The 16001-nt window shown below is 46.4% G+C and carries 14 protein-coding genes; 10 read left to right on the top strand and 4 right to left on the bottom strand.

Annotated elements, in window-relative coordinates:
- Positions 1 to 89 precede the first annotated feature (89 nt).
- Positions 90 to 959: a MurR/RpiR family transcriptional regulator gene (locus HH301_RS15845; RefSeq protein ID WP_169570018.1), complete on the bottom strand. Its 870-nt coding sequence runs from the start codon at positions 957 to 959 to the stop codon at positions 90 to 92.
- Between the two features lie 130 nt (positions 960 to 1089).
- Between HH301_RS15845 and HH301_RS15840 the strand changes: the two genes are divergently transcribed.
- The 5 genes from HH301_RS15840 (at position 1090) to HH301_RS15820 (ending at position 5791) form a co-directional block, all read left to right on the top strand.
- Positions 1090 to 1878 carry an N-formylglutamate amidohydrolase gene (locus HH301_RS15840; RefSeq protein ID WP_169570017.1) on the top strand — a complete coding sequence of 263 codons (789 nt, stop codon included), beginning with the start codon at positions 1090 to 1092 and terminating at the stop codon, positions 1876 to 1878.
- Between the two features lies 1 nt (position 1879).
- Complete coding sequence (locus HH301_RS15835; protein ID WP_169570016.1) at positions 1880 to 2386, top strand: TRAP transporter small permease subunit; 507 nt, start codon at positions 1880 to 1882, stop codon at positions 2384 to 2386.
- Positions 2386 to 3708 (top strand): TRAP transporter large permease, encoded by a 1323-nt coding sequence (locus HH301_RS15830; RefSeq protein WP_169570015.1) that lies wholly within the window; start codon positions 2386 to 2388, stop codon positions 3706 to 3708. Before HH301_RS15835 ends, HH301_RS15830 begins: the two co-directional genes overlap by 1 nt.
- Before the next feature lie 52 nt (positions 3709 to 3760).
- Complete coding sequence (locus tag HH301_RS15825) at positions 3761 to 4804, top strand: TRAP transporter substrate-binding protein (protein WP_169570014.1); 1044 nt, start codon at positions 3761 to 3763, stop codon at positions 4802 to 4804.
- Between the two features lie 123 nt (positions 4805 to 4927).
- Positions 4928 to 5791 carry a crotonase/enoyl-CoA hydratase family protein gene (locus HH301_RS15820; RefSeq protein ID WP_169570013.1) on the top strand — a complete coding sequence of 288 codons (864 nt, stop codon included), beginning with the start codon at positions 4928 to 4930 and terminating at the stop codon, positions 5789 to 5791.
- 54 nt (positions 5792 to 5845) lie between these two features.
- Here the strand turns inward: HH301_RS15820 and HH301_RS15815 are convergent, their stop codons facing one another.
- From HH301_RS15815 to HH301_RS15805, 3 genes are all read right to left on the bottom strand, one after another.
- Positions 5846 to 6898 (bottom strand): hypothetical protein, encoded by a 1053-nt coding sequence (locus HH301_RS15815; protein WP_169570012.1) that lies wholly within the window; start codon positions 6896 to 6898, stop codon positions 5846 to 5848.
- A 171-nt stretch (positions 6899 to 7069) separates the two neighbouring features.
- Positions 7070 to 8296, bottom strand: a complete 1227-nt coding sequence (gene arsJ, locus HH301_RS15810) for an organoarsenical effux MFS transporter ArsJ (protein ID WP_169570011.1) — start codon at positions 8294 to 8296, stop codon at positions 7070 to 7072.
- Entirely contained in the window at positions 8293 to 9300 is a 1008-nt protein-coding gene (locus tag HH301_RS15805; protein WP_169570010.1) for an ArsJ-associated glyceraldehyde-3-phosphate dehydrogenase, read from the bottom strand. The genes arsJ and HH301_RS15805 overlap by 4 nt, the downstream gene beginning before the upstream one ends.
- A gap of 229 nt (positions 9301 to 9529) precedes the next feature.
- Here HH301_RS15805 and HH301_RS15800 point away from each other — a divergent pair, with 229 nt between their 5' ends.
- The 5 genes from HH301_RS15800 (at position 9530) to HH301_RS15780 (ending at position 15999) form a co-directional block, all read left to right on the top strand.
- A complete protein-coding gene (locus HH301_RS15800; RefSeq protein ID WP_169570009.1) occupies positions 9530 to 9847 on the top strand; it encodes a TraR/DksA family transcriptional regulator in 318 nt (105 codons plus the stop codon).
- 150 nt (positions 9848 to 9997) lie between these two features.
- Positions 9998 to 11662: a thiamine pyrophosphate-binding protein gene (locus HH301_RS15795; protein ID WP_206378380.1), complete on the top strand. Its 1665-nt coding sequence runs from the start codon at positions 9998 to 10000 to the stop codon at positions 11660 to 11662.
- 117 nt (positions 11663 to 11779) lie between these two features.
- Positions 11780 to 12382, top strand: coding sequence for a TetR/AcrR family transcriptional regulator (locus tag HH301_RS15790; protein WP_206378379.1), 603 nt, complete (start codon positions 11780 to 11782; stop codon positions 12380 to 12382).
- Position 12383: 1 nt separating this feature from the next.
- Positions 12384 to 13985: an acyl-CoA carboxylase subunit beta gene (locus HH301_RS15785; RefSeq protein ID WP_169570007.1), complete on the top strand. Its 1602-nt coding sequence runs from the start codon at positions 12384 to 12386 to the stop codon at positions 13983 to 13985.
- 10 nt (positions 13986 to 13995) lie between these two features.
- Positions 13996 to 15999, top strand: coding sequence for an acetyl-CoA carboxylase biotin carboxylase subunit (locus tag HH301_RS15780; RefSeq protein ID WP_169570006.1), 2004 nt, complete (start codon positions 13996 to 13998; stop codon positions 15997 to 15999).
- Positions 16000 to 16001 lie beyond the last annotated feature (2 nt).

The raw sequence follows: 16001 nt of genomic DNA, 5'->3' as shown, positions 1-16001 counted from the left end.
AATACGGTAATTAGGGAGGATCTCATGAACCTTCTCATACGGCAAACACTGACAGGATGTTAGCAGTTTTGAGGGGCTCCCGTCAAAGTTTAGAATTTTCTAAAAAAGGTTGTTCTGTCAAAAAGATCTTCTAGGTCACTAATCCGTTTTTTTGTTTGTTTCCAATCAGTTTGTTGGATTTTTGCAATCATTGCTTCCAACAAGAGCAACACCGCGACCGAAGAGTCCCAGGCTGAAGGGACTGAGATGCGAGCGCTGAAAGTAAAATCGGCGTAGTTCGAGACAGGAGAGCGCCATTGATCTGTAAACAGAATTATCTTTATTCCTTTTGCTGCTGCAAGTTCAGCAAGCTTGATCGTACTATTTTCGTATCGTCTGAGGTCGAAAATGACCAGAACGTCCCCTTTCTCCATATCAAGGACAAAATGGGGCCAGGAACTGGATCGGCTCTCCATGTTTTGGACAGCCTTTCTGATCATTTGTAAATGAATAAAAAGATAGTCAGCCATTGAACGTGAAACGCGACCACCCGTGATATAGACTTCTCGCTTCTGATCCGACAAAAGTTCGCAAGCCTGATCAAATTCGTCTGGAGAAATTTGCGAGAGTGTCTGATGAATGTTGCTGATTACCGCATTGGTGAACTCATTCAGAATGTGTTTTTCAGGAACATTTACGGCCCATTTTTCATGCTTCGCGATGGGGTTGGTGAAAGTTGCCTCCAACTCCTTTCGCAATTCCTCCTGAAACTGGGGGAAGCCTTCAAAGCCAAGTTTTCTAACCATACGAATTACAGTTGGTGTCGAAACACCAGCATTTGCAGCCACGGCGGTTACGCTCACAAGCCCGGAGAGTGGGTAATTGGTTAATAGTGTGTCTGCGAGCTGCCTTTCGGATTTGGTCAGCTCCGGTTGCAAGAGCTTGAGAAGCTCAGCAATTGTAGGTTTAGGATCAGGCATAATATTTGTAACTTTCTATTATGAAAGAATATCAACAGAAAAAAATTATATGAAGCAATTTATTCAGAATATTTCTTGACAGTGTGGATAGTTCTGTAATGATTTCTACATTTTTGGATGTTGTTGTGTTATGGTGCTTGTGGAAAATCAGAAACTGAACGCCGCCGAGGGGTATCTCCCGCGATTGTTAAATGCGGGTGGCGATAGTTCGGTGCTACTGATTTGCGAACATGCGACGAACTATATCCCGGATGAATTTGCAGACCTGGGATTAGATGAAAACATATTGTTCAGCCACATAGCCTGGGATCCCGGTGCAATTGATCTTGCGACGCAGATTGCTCTAAATTTGAACGCTCAATTGGTTGTTGCCGGTGTATCCAGATTACTGTTTGACTGCAATCGTGATGCAAACGCAATTGATGCAATCCCTGAAACAAGCGAAAAATATTCAATTCCGGGCAATCGAAATTTATCAAGCTCAGAAAAGAAGGACCGTTTCGAGCGTATATATCTGCCGTTTGAAAACCTGGTTGAAGATGTCTTGAACAAACATCCTAACATTAAAGCAATTGTAACTGTTCACAGCTTTACACCTGTCTATCTTGGGCACAAGCGTGACGTTGAGATTGGATTGCTGCATGACAAAAAAGACGATTTCGCAGTTGCAATAAGAGAGGCTTCTCAGGCATCCTCGAACTTGGTAATCAGATTGAACGAGCCATACAGTTCCAGAGATGGTGTTACACATACGTTGAAGACGCATGGAACGAAGCGGGGGCTGGAAAGCGCGATGATCGAGGTGAAGAATGATCTCTTAAAGACGCAAGAGGATGTCTCATCGATTGCTGAACTCTTAAGCTCATCAATAAAAATGGCTATGGCCAACATTGGAGTCCAGGAATTTAGAGAGCAATGAAATGCCTTGGCTGATTAGAAAGTATGTACATTACGTTGATATGGTAAATCGTGGGATCGGACGATTTATCATGTATTTTATTTTCGTTCTGGCTGGAATTCTGCTCTGGTCTTCTATCTCCAAAACGTTTTTTCTTCCTTCTCTTTGGACGTTGGAAATGGCCCAGTTTGCCATGGTAGCCTATTATATTATTGGCGGGCCTTACTCGATCCAACTGGGTAGCAATGTTCGAATGGATCTTTTCTATGGCAGTTGGACCACGAAGCAAAAAGCCTGGGTTGATGCTTTTACTGTCATGTTTTTGATCTTCTTCCTGGGCGTGCTGCTGTATGGCGGAATTGATAGTACGGTTTATGCCATTGAATATGGGGAAAGAAGCCGAACACCCTGGCGCCCATATATGTGGCCTATTAAGGCGATCATGTGCTTTGGCATATTTATGATGATCCTTCAGTCCATTTCTGAATTTTTTAAGGATATTGCCCGTATTCGGGGAGTTGAGCTCTGATGTCCTATGAGTTGATTGCGATTTTAATGTTCTCCACCATGATGCTGATGCTCATGACGGGACAGCGAGTTTTTGGTGCCATTGGATTTGTCGGGGTGGCTGCAGCGCTTCTGCTTTGGGGGACAGGTGGATATGACCTGGGTTTCTCTGCGGCGATGAAGTTGATGAAATGGTATCCTTTGTTGACGCTGCCCATGTTCATCTTCATGGGGTATGTGCTCTCGGAATCCAAAATTGCAGATGACCTTTACAAAATGTTCCATGTTTGGATGGGGCCCGTTCGGGGTGGGCTCGCAATTGGCACTATCCTATTGATGGTTCTGGTTTCGGCAATGAACGGTCTATCTGTTGCAGGGATGGCGATTGGCGCCACTATTGCCCTACCTGAACTTTTACGTCGCGGTTATGATAAAAAAATGGTCACCGGAGTGATTCAGGCTGGCTCATCCCTTGGTATTCTTGTGCCGCCGTCTGTCGTGCTGGTGCTTTACGCAATGATTGCGCGGCAACCGGTCGGGCAGCTTTGGCTCGCAGGGGTGCTCCCTGGCCTAATGATGGCCGCTTTGTTTATTCTTTATATTGTCATTCGCTGTCGCTTCCAGCCGGAGTTGGGGCCTGTTTTGCCAAAGGAAGAGCGCAATATTCCCATGTCTGAGAAGTTGCGTCTCCTTCGAGCAGGGCTTCTTCCTATTATAATCTTTGCAACAATGATGGTCCCGTTTGTCAATGGTTGGACAAGCCTTGTGGAAAGTTCTGCGATCGGAGCAATGGCAGCATTTGTGGCGGCTATCTTAAAAGGGCGCATGACAAAAGAGGTGTTTGAAACCTCTGTGCGGCAAACACTGGCAATTTCATGCATGTTCATGTGGATTATTTTAGCGGCACTTGGATTTGGGGCAGTATTTGATGGCTTGGGAGCGGTCAGAGCGATTGAGGGACTGTTTACAGAGCAATTGGGTTTGTCACCTTGGATGATCTTAATCTTGATGCAGCTGTCTTTCATCGTGATGGGAACGTTTTTGGACGACACAGCAATGTTGGTGATTGTGGCTCCTCTTTACGTGCCACTGGTCAATGCTCTTGGCTTCGATTTGATCTGGTATGGGGTGCTTTACACGATCACTACACAGATCGCTTACATGACACCCCCATTTGGGTATAATCTGTTTCTGATGCGGGCGATGGCACCGCCAGAAATAACTTTGAAAGACATATACGGATCTATTCTCCCGTTTGTGTTGGTTATGGCGCTGGCGCTAGCTGTTGTGATGATCTTCCCGGAAATTGCCTTGTGGCTGCCGGAATATGTTTATTCAAAGTAATAAGTATAAAGTTGTTAACAGGGTATGAGATCTTAATGAAGGAGGGTTTCTCATGACGAATAGGCGTAAGTTTTTAACAGGTGTTGGTGCTGCCGGTGTGGCTGGTGCAACATCCTTTGCTGCTCCAGCCGTTCATGCGCAGAAAAAGATTGTCTGGCGGATGCAGACATATGCAGGTGCAGCTCTGGCTGAGCACGTAATCAAGCCTGCAATCGACAGCTTTAACAAAGTTGCTGGCGATGAAATGGAAATCCAGCTTTTCTTCGCGGATCAGATCGTTCCAACAGGAGAACTTTTCCGGGCCATGCAGAAAGGCACAATCGACGCTGTGCAATCTGATGACGACTCCATGGCATCTCCAACAGAGGTAACTGTGTTTGGCGGTTACTTCCCATTTGCCAGCCGTTATTCTTTGGACGTTCCAGTTCTCTTTAATCAGTACGGTCTCGGCGAAATTTGGGATGCAGAATATTCTAAAGTTGGCGTCAAGTGGTTGTCTGCAGGTGCATGGGATCCATGTCATTTCGCGACCAAAGATCCAATCCGTTCCTTGGAAGATCTGAAGGGTAAGCGCGTCTTCACATTCCCAACTGCTGGTCGTTTCCTGGCTCAGTTCGGTGTTGTTCCTGTTACACTTCCGTGGGAAGACATTGAGGTCGCTGTTCAGACAGGTGAGTTGGATGGTGTTGCCTGGTCTGGTATCACAGAAGACTACACTGTTGGTTGGGCAGATGTTACAAACTACTTCCTGACAAACAATATCTCTGGTGCTTGGGCCGGTTCATTCTTTGCTAATATGGATCGCTACAATGAACTTCCAGATCACTTGAAAGAACTGTTGAAGTTGACAATGGATAGCTCTCATTATTATCGCCAGTGGTGGTATTGGGGCGGAGAAGCTCATTTGAGAACTAAAGGTACTAAGATGGAGCTGACATCTATTCCGGATAATGAATGGGCGCAGGTTGAGAAAGCTGCAGTGAAGTTCTGGGATGAAATTGCAGCAGAGTCAGAGACGAAAGCAAAAGTCGTTCAAATCTTCAAAGATTATAACGCAGCTATGGAAAAAGCGGGCCGGCCTTACCGTTACTCCTAAGATTTTGCAGATTACGATGTTTGAAAGCATGCTCTTCGGAGCATGCTTTTTTTATGCTTGTTGCTTTACCTCTCCGCTGGCTTTGCTTATCGTTTTGCAAAATAAAAATAAGGAGCCCATCTGATGAGTGAGCAGCATATTCAAACAGAACAAACTGGAAATATTCTAACTATTCGCCTTAACCGTCCCGATCAAATGAATGCGTTTACCATTCAGATGGGAGAGGACTTGATTGCTGAACTGGATCGCGCAGATCAAGACGATACTGTTCGCGCGATCATCTTTACTGGTAATGGTAGCGCCTTTTGCGCAGGAATGGATCTTTCAAGTGAAGGAAATGTTTTTGGCCTTGATGAAACAGTAGATCCAAACTCACCCGAAATGGAACGCAACCGCGATGTTGGTGGTATTCTGACACTTCGCATGTTTCGAATGAAGAAGCCACTCATCGGAGCAATTAACGGTGCGTCAGTCGGTGTTGGTTCAACCATGCAATTGCCAATGGATGTTCGGATTGGCACTGATCGATCCCGTTTCGGGTTTGTTTTTTCGCAGCGGGGTGTCAGCCTTGAAAGCTGTGCGAGTTGGTTTTTGCCGCGCCTAGTTGGCCTGCCAAAAGCGTTGGAATGGTCCTTTAGTGGGAAGGTGTTCGGGGCAGAAGAAGCTTTGAGTGGAGGTTTAATTAGCGAAATTGTTGAGGGTGAGAAGTTGTTGGATAGGGCCAATGAAATTGCAGAATCTTTCATTGGCAATACAAGCGCAATGTCTGTAGCCATCAACCGGCAGCTATTGTGGCGAATGATGGGAGCTGATCATCCGATGGAGGCTCATAAGCTGGAAAGCCGGACTATGTACCATACAAGCACGCGTGATGGAAAAGAGGGGGTTATGTCCTTTTTGGAAAAACGTCCTCCAGAGTTTGCAGATAAAATATCTAATGGTGCCCCCAGCGGGTTTGATTGGTCTGAGGAACCAGAGTGGTCCTGAAAACTAAAAAGCCCGGCAATAAACCGGGCTTTTCTTTTGATTGATCTATGGGAATTAGAATTCGAACGTGTAATTAATCAATACGCCCAAGATACGGCTGTCTACGTCATCTTCTTCCGCAAAGCGATAACCTGCGGCGACAAATAGACCAAAATCGAATTCATAGCCGATTGTTGCGTCGGCATAGTAATCCTCGACACTGGTGCCGCCACTATCTGTGTCACGGTAGTGGTAGCTGGTTGTGAAGGACCAGTTGTTGTAGCCAAGCGTTGCGCCCGCTGTCCCATAAAAGATGTCGTCGCCACTTACGCCGCCAGCATCTTCAAGGAACGCGATTTCACCAATTGGTGTTAGCGTAAATTCGTCATTGAGCTGGATTTCGTATTCAGCGCCTAAAGCGTAACCCAGTTGGTTAGTATCTCCATCTTCACCCTCTTCGAGTGAAGCAAAGCCAATGTGGTAACGGAAGCCTTCTAAGGCGTCAAAGCCACCATCAAGTGCGAGAGCAAAAGACTCTAAGCTTTCCGTGTTGGCTGGACCACCATCTGATTTTTCAAGTGGACCTCGGCTATCACCAAGGGAATCACTCAAGAACGAGGTATCAGCAAAGAATACACTACCAGAAAGTGAGTGTTCGCCAGACAGATTGAAATTGACAGCACCCCCAAAGCCGATGACTTCAGCAATTTCATAATCATCAGCAAGATTTCCCCACCCGAGGCCTGGTGCTGCATCCCAGGCAATGCCGAAATTTGCTCCAAACTTACCGGCATAGACTGAAAAAGCGTCCGTATCATAGTTCACAGTCAAGACGCTGATATAGGCACCCAGATCATCAAATTCCCGATCTTCGGATGTCTCGTCAATGGATTCCAGGGTTGCTTCAAGGTTTGCTGACAACTCTGGAGTGAAGGCAAATGTCGTCACCAAATCAACAGTTGGATAAAGATCATTAATTTCAGCCGCTTCATCATCAGAATCATGTGTCCAGTCGTTTTCAATCTCAATCGAAATTTCCCCAGATATATTGGGGTAACTGGTATCCTCTGCGATTGCAGGTGAAGATAAAAGCAGGAAAGGTAAGACGCCGTAAGCAATTTTTTTCATCTAGATGCTCGTTGATTTGGTAAATATTACAAAATTAAGATGCAATTAATAATAATAGTCATTCTTAACTGGGTAACCCTTTATTTCTTTCCTAACTTTATCTTTTTGGTGACTGTGATAGTGAAAGCACACTGCCTGGCGGCGAAACATTACATAGGACTAGGCCGAAAATTAGTTGGCGGTTGTTTTGTCTGTTAGTGCTAAAGAGATACCTGCGGTCAGAATTAGAAATCCTGTGGAAATGAACAGGCACATTTCCAGTCCCCAATTCTGATAAACCCAACCAGATAATACTGTTCCAACTAGACGGCCCATTGCATTTGCCATGTAATAAAATCCCACATCCATTGAAACGCCATCAGATTTTGCGTAACTCACGATAAGGAAACTGTGGACAGATGAGTTTAGGGCAAACAGGGCGCCAAACACCAAGAGGCCAGCTACAAGTGTTTCTTCAATATGCCAACCATTGATCAGGAGCAGGGATATGATCGCTGGGGTGATGGCAAGTGGGATAACAAGGGATAACGCCGTGTTGCCATTTGGGTTTTCTCCTTTTTTGGTACCAGTGAGGGCAGGGGCTAAAGTCTGAATGAAGCCATAACCGATTACCCAAACAGCGAAAAAGGTGCCCACAGTTGAATGATCCCAGTTCAGTTGGGCAGAGAAATAAACAGGCAGGGCAACAACAAACCAAACATCGCGGGAGCCGAAAAGAAAAAGCCGCGCGGCAGACAAGGTATTTATTGCTCTGCTCTTGGAAAAGATTTCCCGAAATTTGGGTTTGTTTTTAGCGATACCCAAATCCTCTTTAAGGAAAAATAGACTGAGTATAAACACAACCACTAACATTATGAGCATAATGAGGATCGCCCCTTGAAACCCTGCAAGTGCGAGGAGGACGCCGCCCATAAAGAAACCTATTCCTTTCAACGCATTTTTTGAGCCAGTCAATAAGGCGACCCATCTGTAGAGTGCGTTATCAGCATTTGCCGGCACCAATGTTTTTATCGCGCTCTTGGCGCTCATTTTATTGAGGTCTTTTGCGATACCGGAGAGAGCTTGAGCGCCCATTACCAAAGGAACAGTTAAATAGACTGTTGGTGCCAATAGCATCCCGAGCGCAATAACCTGTAAGGAAAGACCCAGGTTCATTGTTCGATTAAGACCAATGCGAGCGCCAAGCCACCCCCCAATCAGGTTGGTGATGACCCCAAAAACCTCATAGAACAGGAACAGCATTGCAATTTCAAAGGGGCTATATCCGAGCTGGTGAAAATGCAAAACAACCAGCATTCGGAGGGCGCCGTCCGTCAAAGTAAATGCCCAATAGTTCCCTGTGATGACTATATACTGTCCCAATGGGGACTTAAGGCCTTTGACAGAAACTTCACTCATTGATCAGCTAATCCAACCATTTGTGCAATTTCTGCGGTCCGATTGGAGTAACCCCATTCATTGTCATACCAGGAAAATATCTTCACTTGCGTGCCGTTAACTACCAATGTGGACAGGGCATCGACAATACTGGATCTGGGATCAGTTTTATAGTCAATCGACACTAGCGGCCTCGTTTCATAGCCAAGTATGTCTTTCAAGTAAGTTTCTGAAGCCTCTTTCAGGAGTGAGTTGATTTCTTCGGCAGAAGTCTTTCGGGAAACTTCAAAAACGCAATCGGTGAGAGACGCGTTGGTGAGGGGCACTCTTATCGCATGACCGTTCAACTTGCCCTTTAATTCTGGAAATATATGGCTAATCGCCGTGGCAGACCCGGTTGTTGTCGGAATAAGGCTTGTGCTGCAGGCTCTGGCACGTCTTAAGTCTTTATGGGGCGTGTCTAGAATTGATTGGGTGTTAGTCAGATCATGGATTGTTGTCATGGACCCGTGAACGATACCGAGTTTTTCATGAATGACTTTGACAATCGGGGCAAGGCAATTGGTTGTACAGGATGCCGCGGTTACAATGGGATGGCGGTTTGGGTCAAACAAGTCATCGTTTACACCCCTGACAATGTTAAGAACCCCTTCCTCTTTTACTGGAGCCGTGACAACAACCCTCTTCACGCCTTGGTCAAGATAGGGTTGCAGGGTCGCTTGAGATTTGAAATTCCCAGATGCTTCAATCACAACATCGCACTCTGACCAGTCAGTTGCGGTAATGTCCGCGTTGTTAGTGAATTGAAGGGAAGAGTTACCGACATAAAGCGCGTTATTGGTTGACGAAATGGCCTCGTCCCAACGACCGTGTACAGAGTCGAACTCCAATAAATGGGCAAAGGTTTCGGGTGATCCCGCTGGATCATTGATCTTAATGAATTCAAGATCAGGTATGGACCAGCCAGCTCTCATGGATAAGCGTCCCATTCGGCCAAAGCCGTTTATCCCAACTTTTATCGTCATGACTGAAAAGGTTCCTCACATTTGATTAAGAGTGTGACTTGAAGAGCAGGTAATCCTTTTTTATTGCAGTTTTTTGACTGAAGCAAAAAATGAAACTCTCGCGCGGCGTCGGGTTCTCTACATTCAGGGAATGAACGCGCTTTAATCTATTGATCCGGGTCAATGCTATAGCTTGGAGTCTGTATTAGAAAAGTTGTGAAAAGGATGATTAAAATCAGGAGTGAAGGTGATGCAGGATCTGACAAAATTAAAGGATGAGCTTTACAGTCGTTTAGCTGTTCTGGAGGCTCGCGTACAGGAATATGAGAAGAGTTTGCGCGCTGAGCATAGCAGTAATTTTTCCGAACAGGCTACTGAGCGCGAAGATGAAGAGGTGATGGAGCGCCTTGAAAAAGACGCCTTGGATGAGATCGTTCAAATCAAACAAGCCTTGGATCGTTTGGATCAAGGATCCTATGGAACCTGCATGGGGTGTGGTGAGCCAATCGGTGAAAAACGATTGGAAGCCTTACCTTTTGCGACAAACTGTGTTGAGTGCGCAGAATAACGGAATTTCTTTGTTACGGCGTTGGTAGCACCCAAGCTTATTAAAGCCGTTGACTCAAAATTCATTCACGAGATTTTCTCTGATTTGAGACTGTTCATTCTCTTCTCTTGTGACTAGGATACGCCCGATAAATTAGAAGGGTTGCTCCTAATGAGGGATGTGGAAGCCATGCAAAAAACAGGTGGGCAGTTAATTGTTGAGTGTTTGGAAACCCAAGGTGTGGACCGGATTTTTTGCGTCCCGGGAGAGAGCTACCTGGCGGTTTTAGACGCCCTACATGATAGTTCGATCGAAACAGTTCTTGCCCGTCAAGAAGGTGGTGCGGCCATGATGGCGGAAGCCGATGGGAAGCTCACAGGACGCCCGGGTGTTTGCATGGTGACCCGCGGGCCAGGAGCAACCAACGCGGCTTCTGGTGTGCATGTCGCCAAACAAGACTCCACGCCCATGATCTTATTGGTCGGTCAAATTGGTCGTCGGATGAAGGGCCGTGAAGCGTTTCAGGAAGTGGACTACCGTCAGACTTTCGGTGATTTGGCGAAATGGGTAACTGAAATCGATCACGCAGACCGGATCCCTGAGGTAATGGCGCATGCTTTCCACGTTGCTATGAGCGGCCGACCCGGACCTGTTGTGATATCTTTGCCAGAGGATATGCTGCGAGACACTTGCGAGGCAAATATCGGCCCCAAGGTTGAAGTGCCGGAACCAGCACCGACTGATGAAGCGATGATGGCCTTAGGGAAACTGTTGGGGTCAGCGCAATCTCCTTTTCTTTTACTCGGCGGAAGCCGTTGGAATGAAACTGCCGTTCAGAATGTTCATGAATTTGCTGAAAAATGGGGCCTTCCAGTAGGATGCTCGTTCCGTCGTCAACAGCTGTTCGATCATCTTCATCCAAATTATGCAGGTGACGTTGGACTGGGCATCAACCCGAAACTAAAAGAGCGACTGGTGAAGAGTGACTTGGTTATTTTGCTCGGCGCTCGCTTTAGTGAAAACCCTAGTCAGGGGTTCAGCCTTTTTGATATTCCAAAGCCCAAGCAACGTGTTGTGCAAATCCATCCGGGTGCAGAAGAGATTGGACGTATTTACACGCCTGATCTGGCAATAAATGCAACCCCGGGAACTTTCCTGGCAAAAGCGAATAAACTAACGCCTACTCCTTTCGGCGGATTAGCGGAAGAGGCTCACAAAGCTTATCTAGAATGGACAGGTGAGCTGCCAAATACACCTGGCGATGCTGAGATGGGCCCCATTATGAACCTGCTCCGTGACCAGTTGCCAGACGCAGTTATCGCAAATGGGGCGGGAAATTATGCAATTTGGGTTCATCGGTTTTGGCGGTTTCGGAACTATGGATCCCAACTTGCCGCGACCTCAGGCTCAATGGGGTATGGATTACCTGCCGCAGTCGCTGGGAAACTTCGCCAACCAGAAAGACCATTAATTTGTTTCGCAGGAGATGGCTGTTTCCAAATGACGATGCAGGAATTTGGCACGGCCGTGCAGTCAGGTGCGAATTTTCTGACAATTTTGGTAGATAACGGGGCTTATGGGACGATCAGAATGCACCAAGAAAGGGACTATCCTGACCGGGTTAGTGCTACGGAGCTCAAGAACCCTGATTTTGCAGCTATTGCCTTGGCGTATGGTGCGCATGCAGAAACTGTTGTGAAAACGGAAGAATTCGAGGGAGCATTGGAGCGATCATTGGCAAGTGGCAAGGCAGCTCTAATTCATATTAAAACGGACCCAGAAGCGATCACGCCTGCAACCACCCTGACCAAGCTGAGAGGAACTGGAGTTCAATAAGAGTTAATTGCAAAACAAGCAGTGCTTTAAATGCCGACTTTTCAGTCGGCATTTTTTTTGGATTTGACTCTTTTGCGTAATTGTCTAACGTTAGTTAGAAAAATGGAGGTTAGATCTTTGTCGGAAGAGAAATTGTCGATCGCGCAAAAGACACGCTCCCGAATTCTTGATCAAGCGGCCCGTTTGTTTCGAGAAAAAGGGTATGCCGCTGTTTCTCTTCGGGGAATTGCTGATGCTGCAGATATGAAGGCTGGCAGCGTTTATTATCATTTCAATAGTAAGGATGACATCGTTCTGGAGGTGTTGGACCAAGGGATTAAAAAAGTTCATTTAGCTGTCGAAGAAGCTTTCCAAACAGGTAAAGAACTTAAGACGCCTGAGGAGCTGATGAAAAGCTGTATAAAAGCACATCTGGAGGCATTGTTATCTCATTCCGACTATACCTCCGCCAATGTCCGTATATATGGCCAAGTTCCTGATGAAATTCAAAACCAGGCGCTAAAAGTTCGTCGTGATTACGAGGGATTATGGGACCAGCTTTTAAAGCAAGTTGCAGTCAATAATGCACTCAGGCCTGAGGTGAATCCAAAGCTTTTCAGATTAGCTCTAATCGGATCGCTAAATGCGACTTTGGAATGGTTTGATCCTGAACAGGGAGACATAGATAACCTGGCTGAAGGTTACAGCCAGATTCTGCTGAACGGAATAATGAGAAACTAATATGGTTGTGATGCAAAGTGCCATTGATCCTGGATCGGATCAGTTTAAGGAAAATCAGAAACATTTTGATGGGTTGCTCGATATCTGGAAGGAGCGGATGCAAAAGGCAACATCCAGCGGACGGGAGAGTTTGAAGGAACGACATCGTGCTCGGGGGAAACTTCTTGTTCGTGATCGGATCGACCGGCTTGTAGATCCAGGTACAGCTTTTCTAGAGCTCTCACCACTTGCAGCATGGGCGCAATATGGCGGCGACCTCTCATCAGCAGGTATTGTAACTGGAATTGGATGGGTGAGCGGAACGCCTTGTATGCTAATTGCGAACGACGCGACTGTTAAGGGAGGCTCCTTCTTTGCTGAGACAGTCAAAAAGCATATTCGCGCGCAGGAAATAGCTGAAAAACACTGTTTGCCGTGTCTTTATCTTGTGGATTGTGGTGGCGCATACCTTCCCGAACAAGACCGGGTTTTTCCCGATCGAGATCATTTTGGGAATACCTTCTTTAGACAATGTCAGTTGTCATCAAAAGGAATACCGCAAATCTCAATTGTTTTCGGGGGATGCACTGCAGGCGGCGCCTATATTCCGGCTCTTTCTGATCAAGTGATTATGGTGGAGGGAAATGCCCGAATTCATTTGGGTGGTCCTTCTATTGTGAAGGTTGCGATTAATGAGGAAGTGGACGGTGAAACCCTCGGGGGTGCCCGCATGCATACAGAAGTATCTGGGGTAAGTGATCATCTCGCTTCGACAGAAGAAGATGGGCTGGCTAAGCTTCGCGATATTGTTTCCAAATTGAACATGAAACGAAAAAGTGGATATCGGAAAAGCGATTTTCTGGAACCTAAATTTAGTGAGCAAGAGCTGACGGGAATTGTCAGCCATGATCGTAAAATCCCTTATGACATAAGGGAGATTATGATCCGGCTCGTTGATGGCAGTGATATCCAGGAGTTTAAGCCAGACTGGGGAAGTAGTCTTGTGTGTGGGTTTGCGGAAATTTTTGGCATGCCCGTGGGACTGCTTGGAAATAATGGCGCGCTGTTTTCAGAAAGCTCGCTGAAAGGGGCGCAGTTTATTCAGCTTTGCGATCAGAGGAATATTCCTTTGGTATTTCTGCACAATATCACAGGTTTTATGGTGGGCACTGAGGCGGAGCAGGGGGGCATTGCCAAGAATTCGGCCAAGATGGTTTACGCTATGTCTGTCGCCAGAGTTCCAAGGCTGTCATTAATTGTTGGCGGATCTTATGGAGCTGGAAATTATGGCATGTGCGGCCGTGGTTTTCGTCCGGATTTCTTATTTGCATGGCCTACAGCAGAGGTAGCCACCATGTCTGCAGATATTGCAGCTAATGTCATGTTGGAACTTCGGCGGGGAAAACACGGTAGTGCCGCTGCATCTCAAGAGGAACTAGACTCGATTGAGCAGGCTGTTCGCCAGCAATATGGCGAGCAGAGTGATCCATACTATGCGACCTCCAGGCTTTGGGATGATGGAATAATTGCTCCGGATCAAACACGAACAGTTTTTGGCTTGTGTCTTGATATCGTCTGTAGCACCCCAAAAATTGATCAATTCTCACCTGTTTATCGAATGTAGGAGTCGTTTCATGTTTAATCGTATCCTAATCGCCAATCGGGGTGAGATCGCTTGTCGGATCATAAAAGCATGCCAAAAGCTGGAGATTGAGAGTGTTGCCGTATACTCTCATGCAGATCGAAATTCACTTTTCGTGGAAAGTGCTGATTTGGCTTATGCATTGGGGGAAGGGGACGCTACCTCAACTTATTTGAACATCAAGAAAATTATTGAAGTTGCAAAGTTAAGTGGTGCTGAAGCTATTCATCCGGGTTATGGATTTTTATCTGAGAATGCCGCCTTTGCGGCCGCTGTTAAAGAGGCAGGCCTTGTCTTCATTGGTCCGAAATCTACAGTTATTCAACTGATGGGCTCAAAAATAGCAGCAAAAAACAAAGCTGAGGAGGTTGGTGTCCCTGTTGTGCCGGGGTATCAGTCGGATGACCAATCTGAGGAAAGCCTATACCTAGCAGCACAAGAAATCGGTTTTCCCTTAATGATCAAGGCGAGCGCTGGTGGAGGTGGGCGGGGAATGCGCCTTGTTCAAAACCTTAAAGAGTTGGATCTAGAACTCGCCATTGCTCAGCAAGAAGCTCAAGCTGCATTTGGGGATCATTCTATTTTGTTGGAGCGGTATGTGGAAACAGCTCGCCACATTGAGGTGCAGGTCCTTGGCGATCAACACGGAAATGTGGTGCATCTGCATGAGAGAGACTGTTCTTTGCAGCGAAACAATCAAAAAGTAATTGAGGAGGCTCCTGCGCCTAATCTTCCAACTCATATACGGGAAGCAATGTATGAAGCAGCCGTGAAATTGGCCCAGGCTGTTTCGTATCACAATGCGGGAACAATTGAATTTATTTACGACTGTCAAAAGGAAGATTTTTATTTCCTGGAAATGAATACCCGGCTTCAGGTTGAGCATCCAGTGACTGAGAAGGTTACCGGTATTGATCTCGTTGAATGGCAAATTCGGGTTGCTGCAGGTGAGCGACTGACCTTTCAACAATCAGATATTTCTGTCTCCGGATGGGCGATAGAGGCGCGTCTTGCTGCAGAAAATCCAGCAGAAGAATACCTGCCTCAAACTGGTATCATCGAACACTACAGAGAACCCATCGGAGAAGGTGTTCGGGTTGATAGTGGTGTTCAAAAGGGCAGTGAAGTCACGCATCATTTTGACAGTATGCTGGCGAAGTTGATTGCATGTGGGGAGACAAGGCAGGCAGCATTGCGGAAACTTAGCCGTAGCTTAAATGAGTACGAAATTGGCGGGGTGGTAACCAATCTTGAGTTTTTACAGGAGTTGGTTAGGTCCGCTCCATTTGAAGCTGGAAGTCACCAAACCAAAACAATAGTGGAGCTCTTTCCGAAAGGTTGGGAATTGGCGGAGCTGGATCCAGCTGTTTCAAGTTTAGCCGCACTTTGTTTTCACATATCCCAAAAACAGACTGAGGCTCCGGAAGTCTGGAAAAATCTGGGAAGCTGGCGTTTGACAGACAGAATAGGTGTTGGTGGCGCGTCATATTATTACTTGAAAGGAAAAAGTGGAGCAGCGACCTGCTATCGGATTGAAAGTGTCAATAATGAATTTTCTATCGAGCTTAACGGGGTGCAAGTCTTAGAAGGCTCAATTTTAAAGTCTGCACCAAACTTTCTCGTTGTGGAAAGTGATCAAAACCGAAAAACGTTGGAGTTTGAGGCGAAGGACAATTTTCTACAATTGCGGTTGAGAGACAAGTCTTTTGGGTTTCAATTTGAAAGTATGGAAAGCCACTTCCTTGGCCAGAAAGAAGATGTGCTTGCAGGCGGAAACCAGATCATAGCTCCCATGCCTGGGTTGATCATTGATGTGCTGGCGACAGCTGGCGATCAAGTAGAGGCAGGACAGACACTGGTTGTCCTGGAGGCCATGAAGCTAATGCAGAAACTTACTGCACCGGTATCGGGCACTGTCGATACCGTCTCAATTCAACAGGGAGATACGCCGGAAAAAGGGAAGCTGTTGGTTTCCATAAAGCCGGTCGAAGACTAATA

Source organism: Sneathiella limimaris, assembly GCF_012932565.1.
Taxonomy (GTDB): Bacteria; Pseudomonadota; Alphaproteobacteria; order Sneathiellales; family Sneathiellaceae; genus Sneathiella; species Sneathiella limimaris.
Note: the sequence above shows the minus strand (reverse complement) of the source record. Positions and strands in the feature narration are given on the sequence as shown.

Coding starts and splice junctions, on each gene's coding strand:
- HH301_RS15845 (WP_169570018.1), bottom strand. CDS start 959: ATGCCTGATCCTAAACCTACAATTGCTGAGCTTCTCAAGCTCTTGCAA.
- HH301_RS15840 (WP_169570017.1), top strand. CDS start 1,090: ATGGTGCTTGTGGAAAATCAGAAACTGAACGCCGCCGAGGGGTATCTC.
- arsJ (WP_169570011.1), bottom strand. CDS start 8,296: ATGAGTGAAGTTTCTGTCAAAGGCCTTAAGTCCCCATTGGGACAGTAT.
- HH301_RS15800 (WP_169570009.1), top strand. CDS start 9,530: ATGCAGGATCTGACAAAATTAAAGGATGAGCTTTACAGTCGTTTAGCT.
- HH301_RS15825 (WP_169570014.1), top strand. CDS start 3,761: ATGACGAATAGGCGTAAGTTTTTAACAGGTGTTGGTGCTGCCGGTGTG.
- HH301_RS15835 (WP_169570016.1), top strand. CDS start 1,880: ATGCCTTGGCTGATTAGAAAGTATGTACATTACGTTGATATGGTAAAT.
- HH301_RS15820 (WP_169570013.1), top strand. CDS start 4,928: ATGAGTGAGCAGCATATTCAAACAGAACAAACTGGAAATATTCTAACT.
- HH301_RS15830 (WP_169570015.1), top strand. CDS start 2,386: ATGTCCTATGAGTTGATTGCGATTTTAATGTTCTCCACCATGATGCTG.
- HH301_RS15795 (WP_206378380.1), top strand. CDS start 9,998: ATGAGGGATGTGGAAGCCATGCAAAAAACAGGTGGGCAGTTAATTGTT.
- HH301_RS15805 (WP_169570010.1), bottom strand. CDS start 9,300: ATGACGATAAAAGTTGGGATAAACGGCTTTGGCCGAATGGGACGCTTA.
- HH301_RS15815 (WP_169570012.1), bottom strand. CDS start 6,898: ATGAAAAAAATTGCTTACGGCGTCTTACCTTTCCTGCTTTTATCTTCA.
- HH301_RS15785 (WP_169570007.1), top strand. CDS start 12,384: ATGGTTGTGATGCAAAGTGCCATTGATCCTGGATCGGATCAGTTTAAG.
- HH301_RS15780 (WP_169570006.1), top strand. CDS start 13,996: ATGTTTAATCGTATCCTAATCGCCAATCGGGGTGAGATCGCTTGTCGG.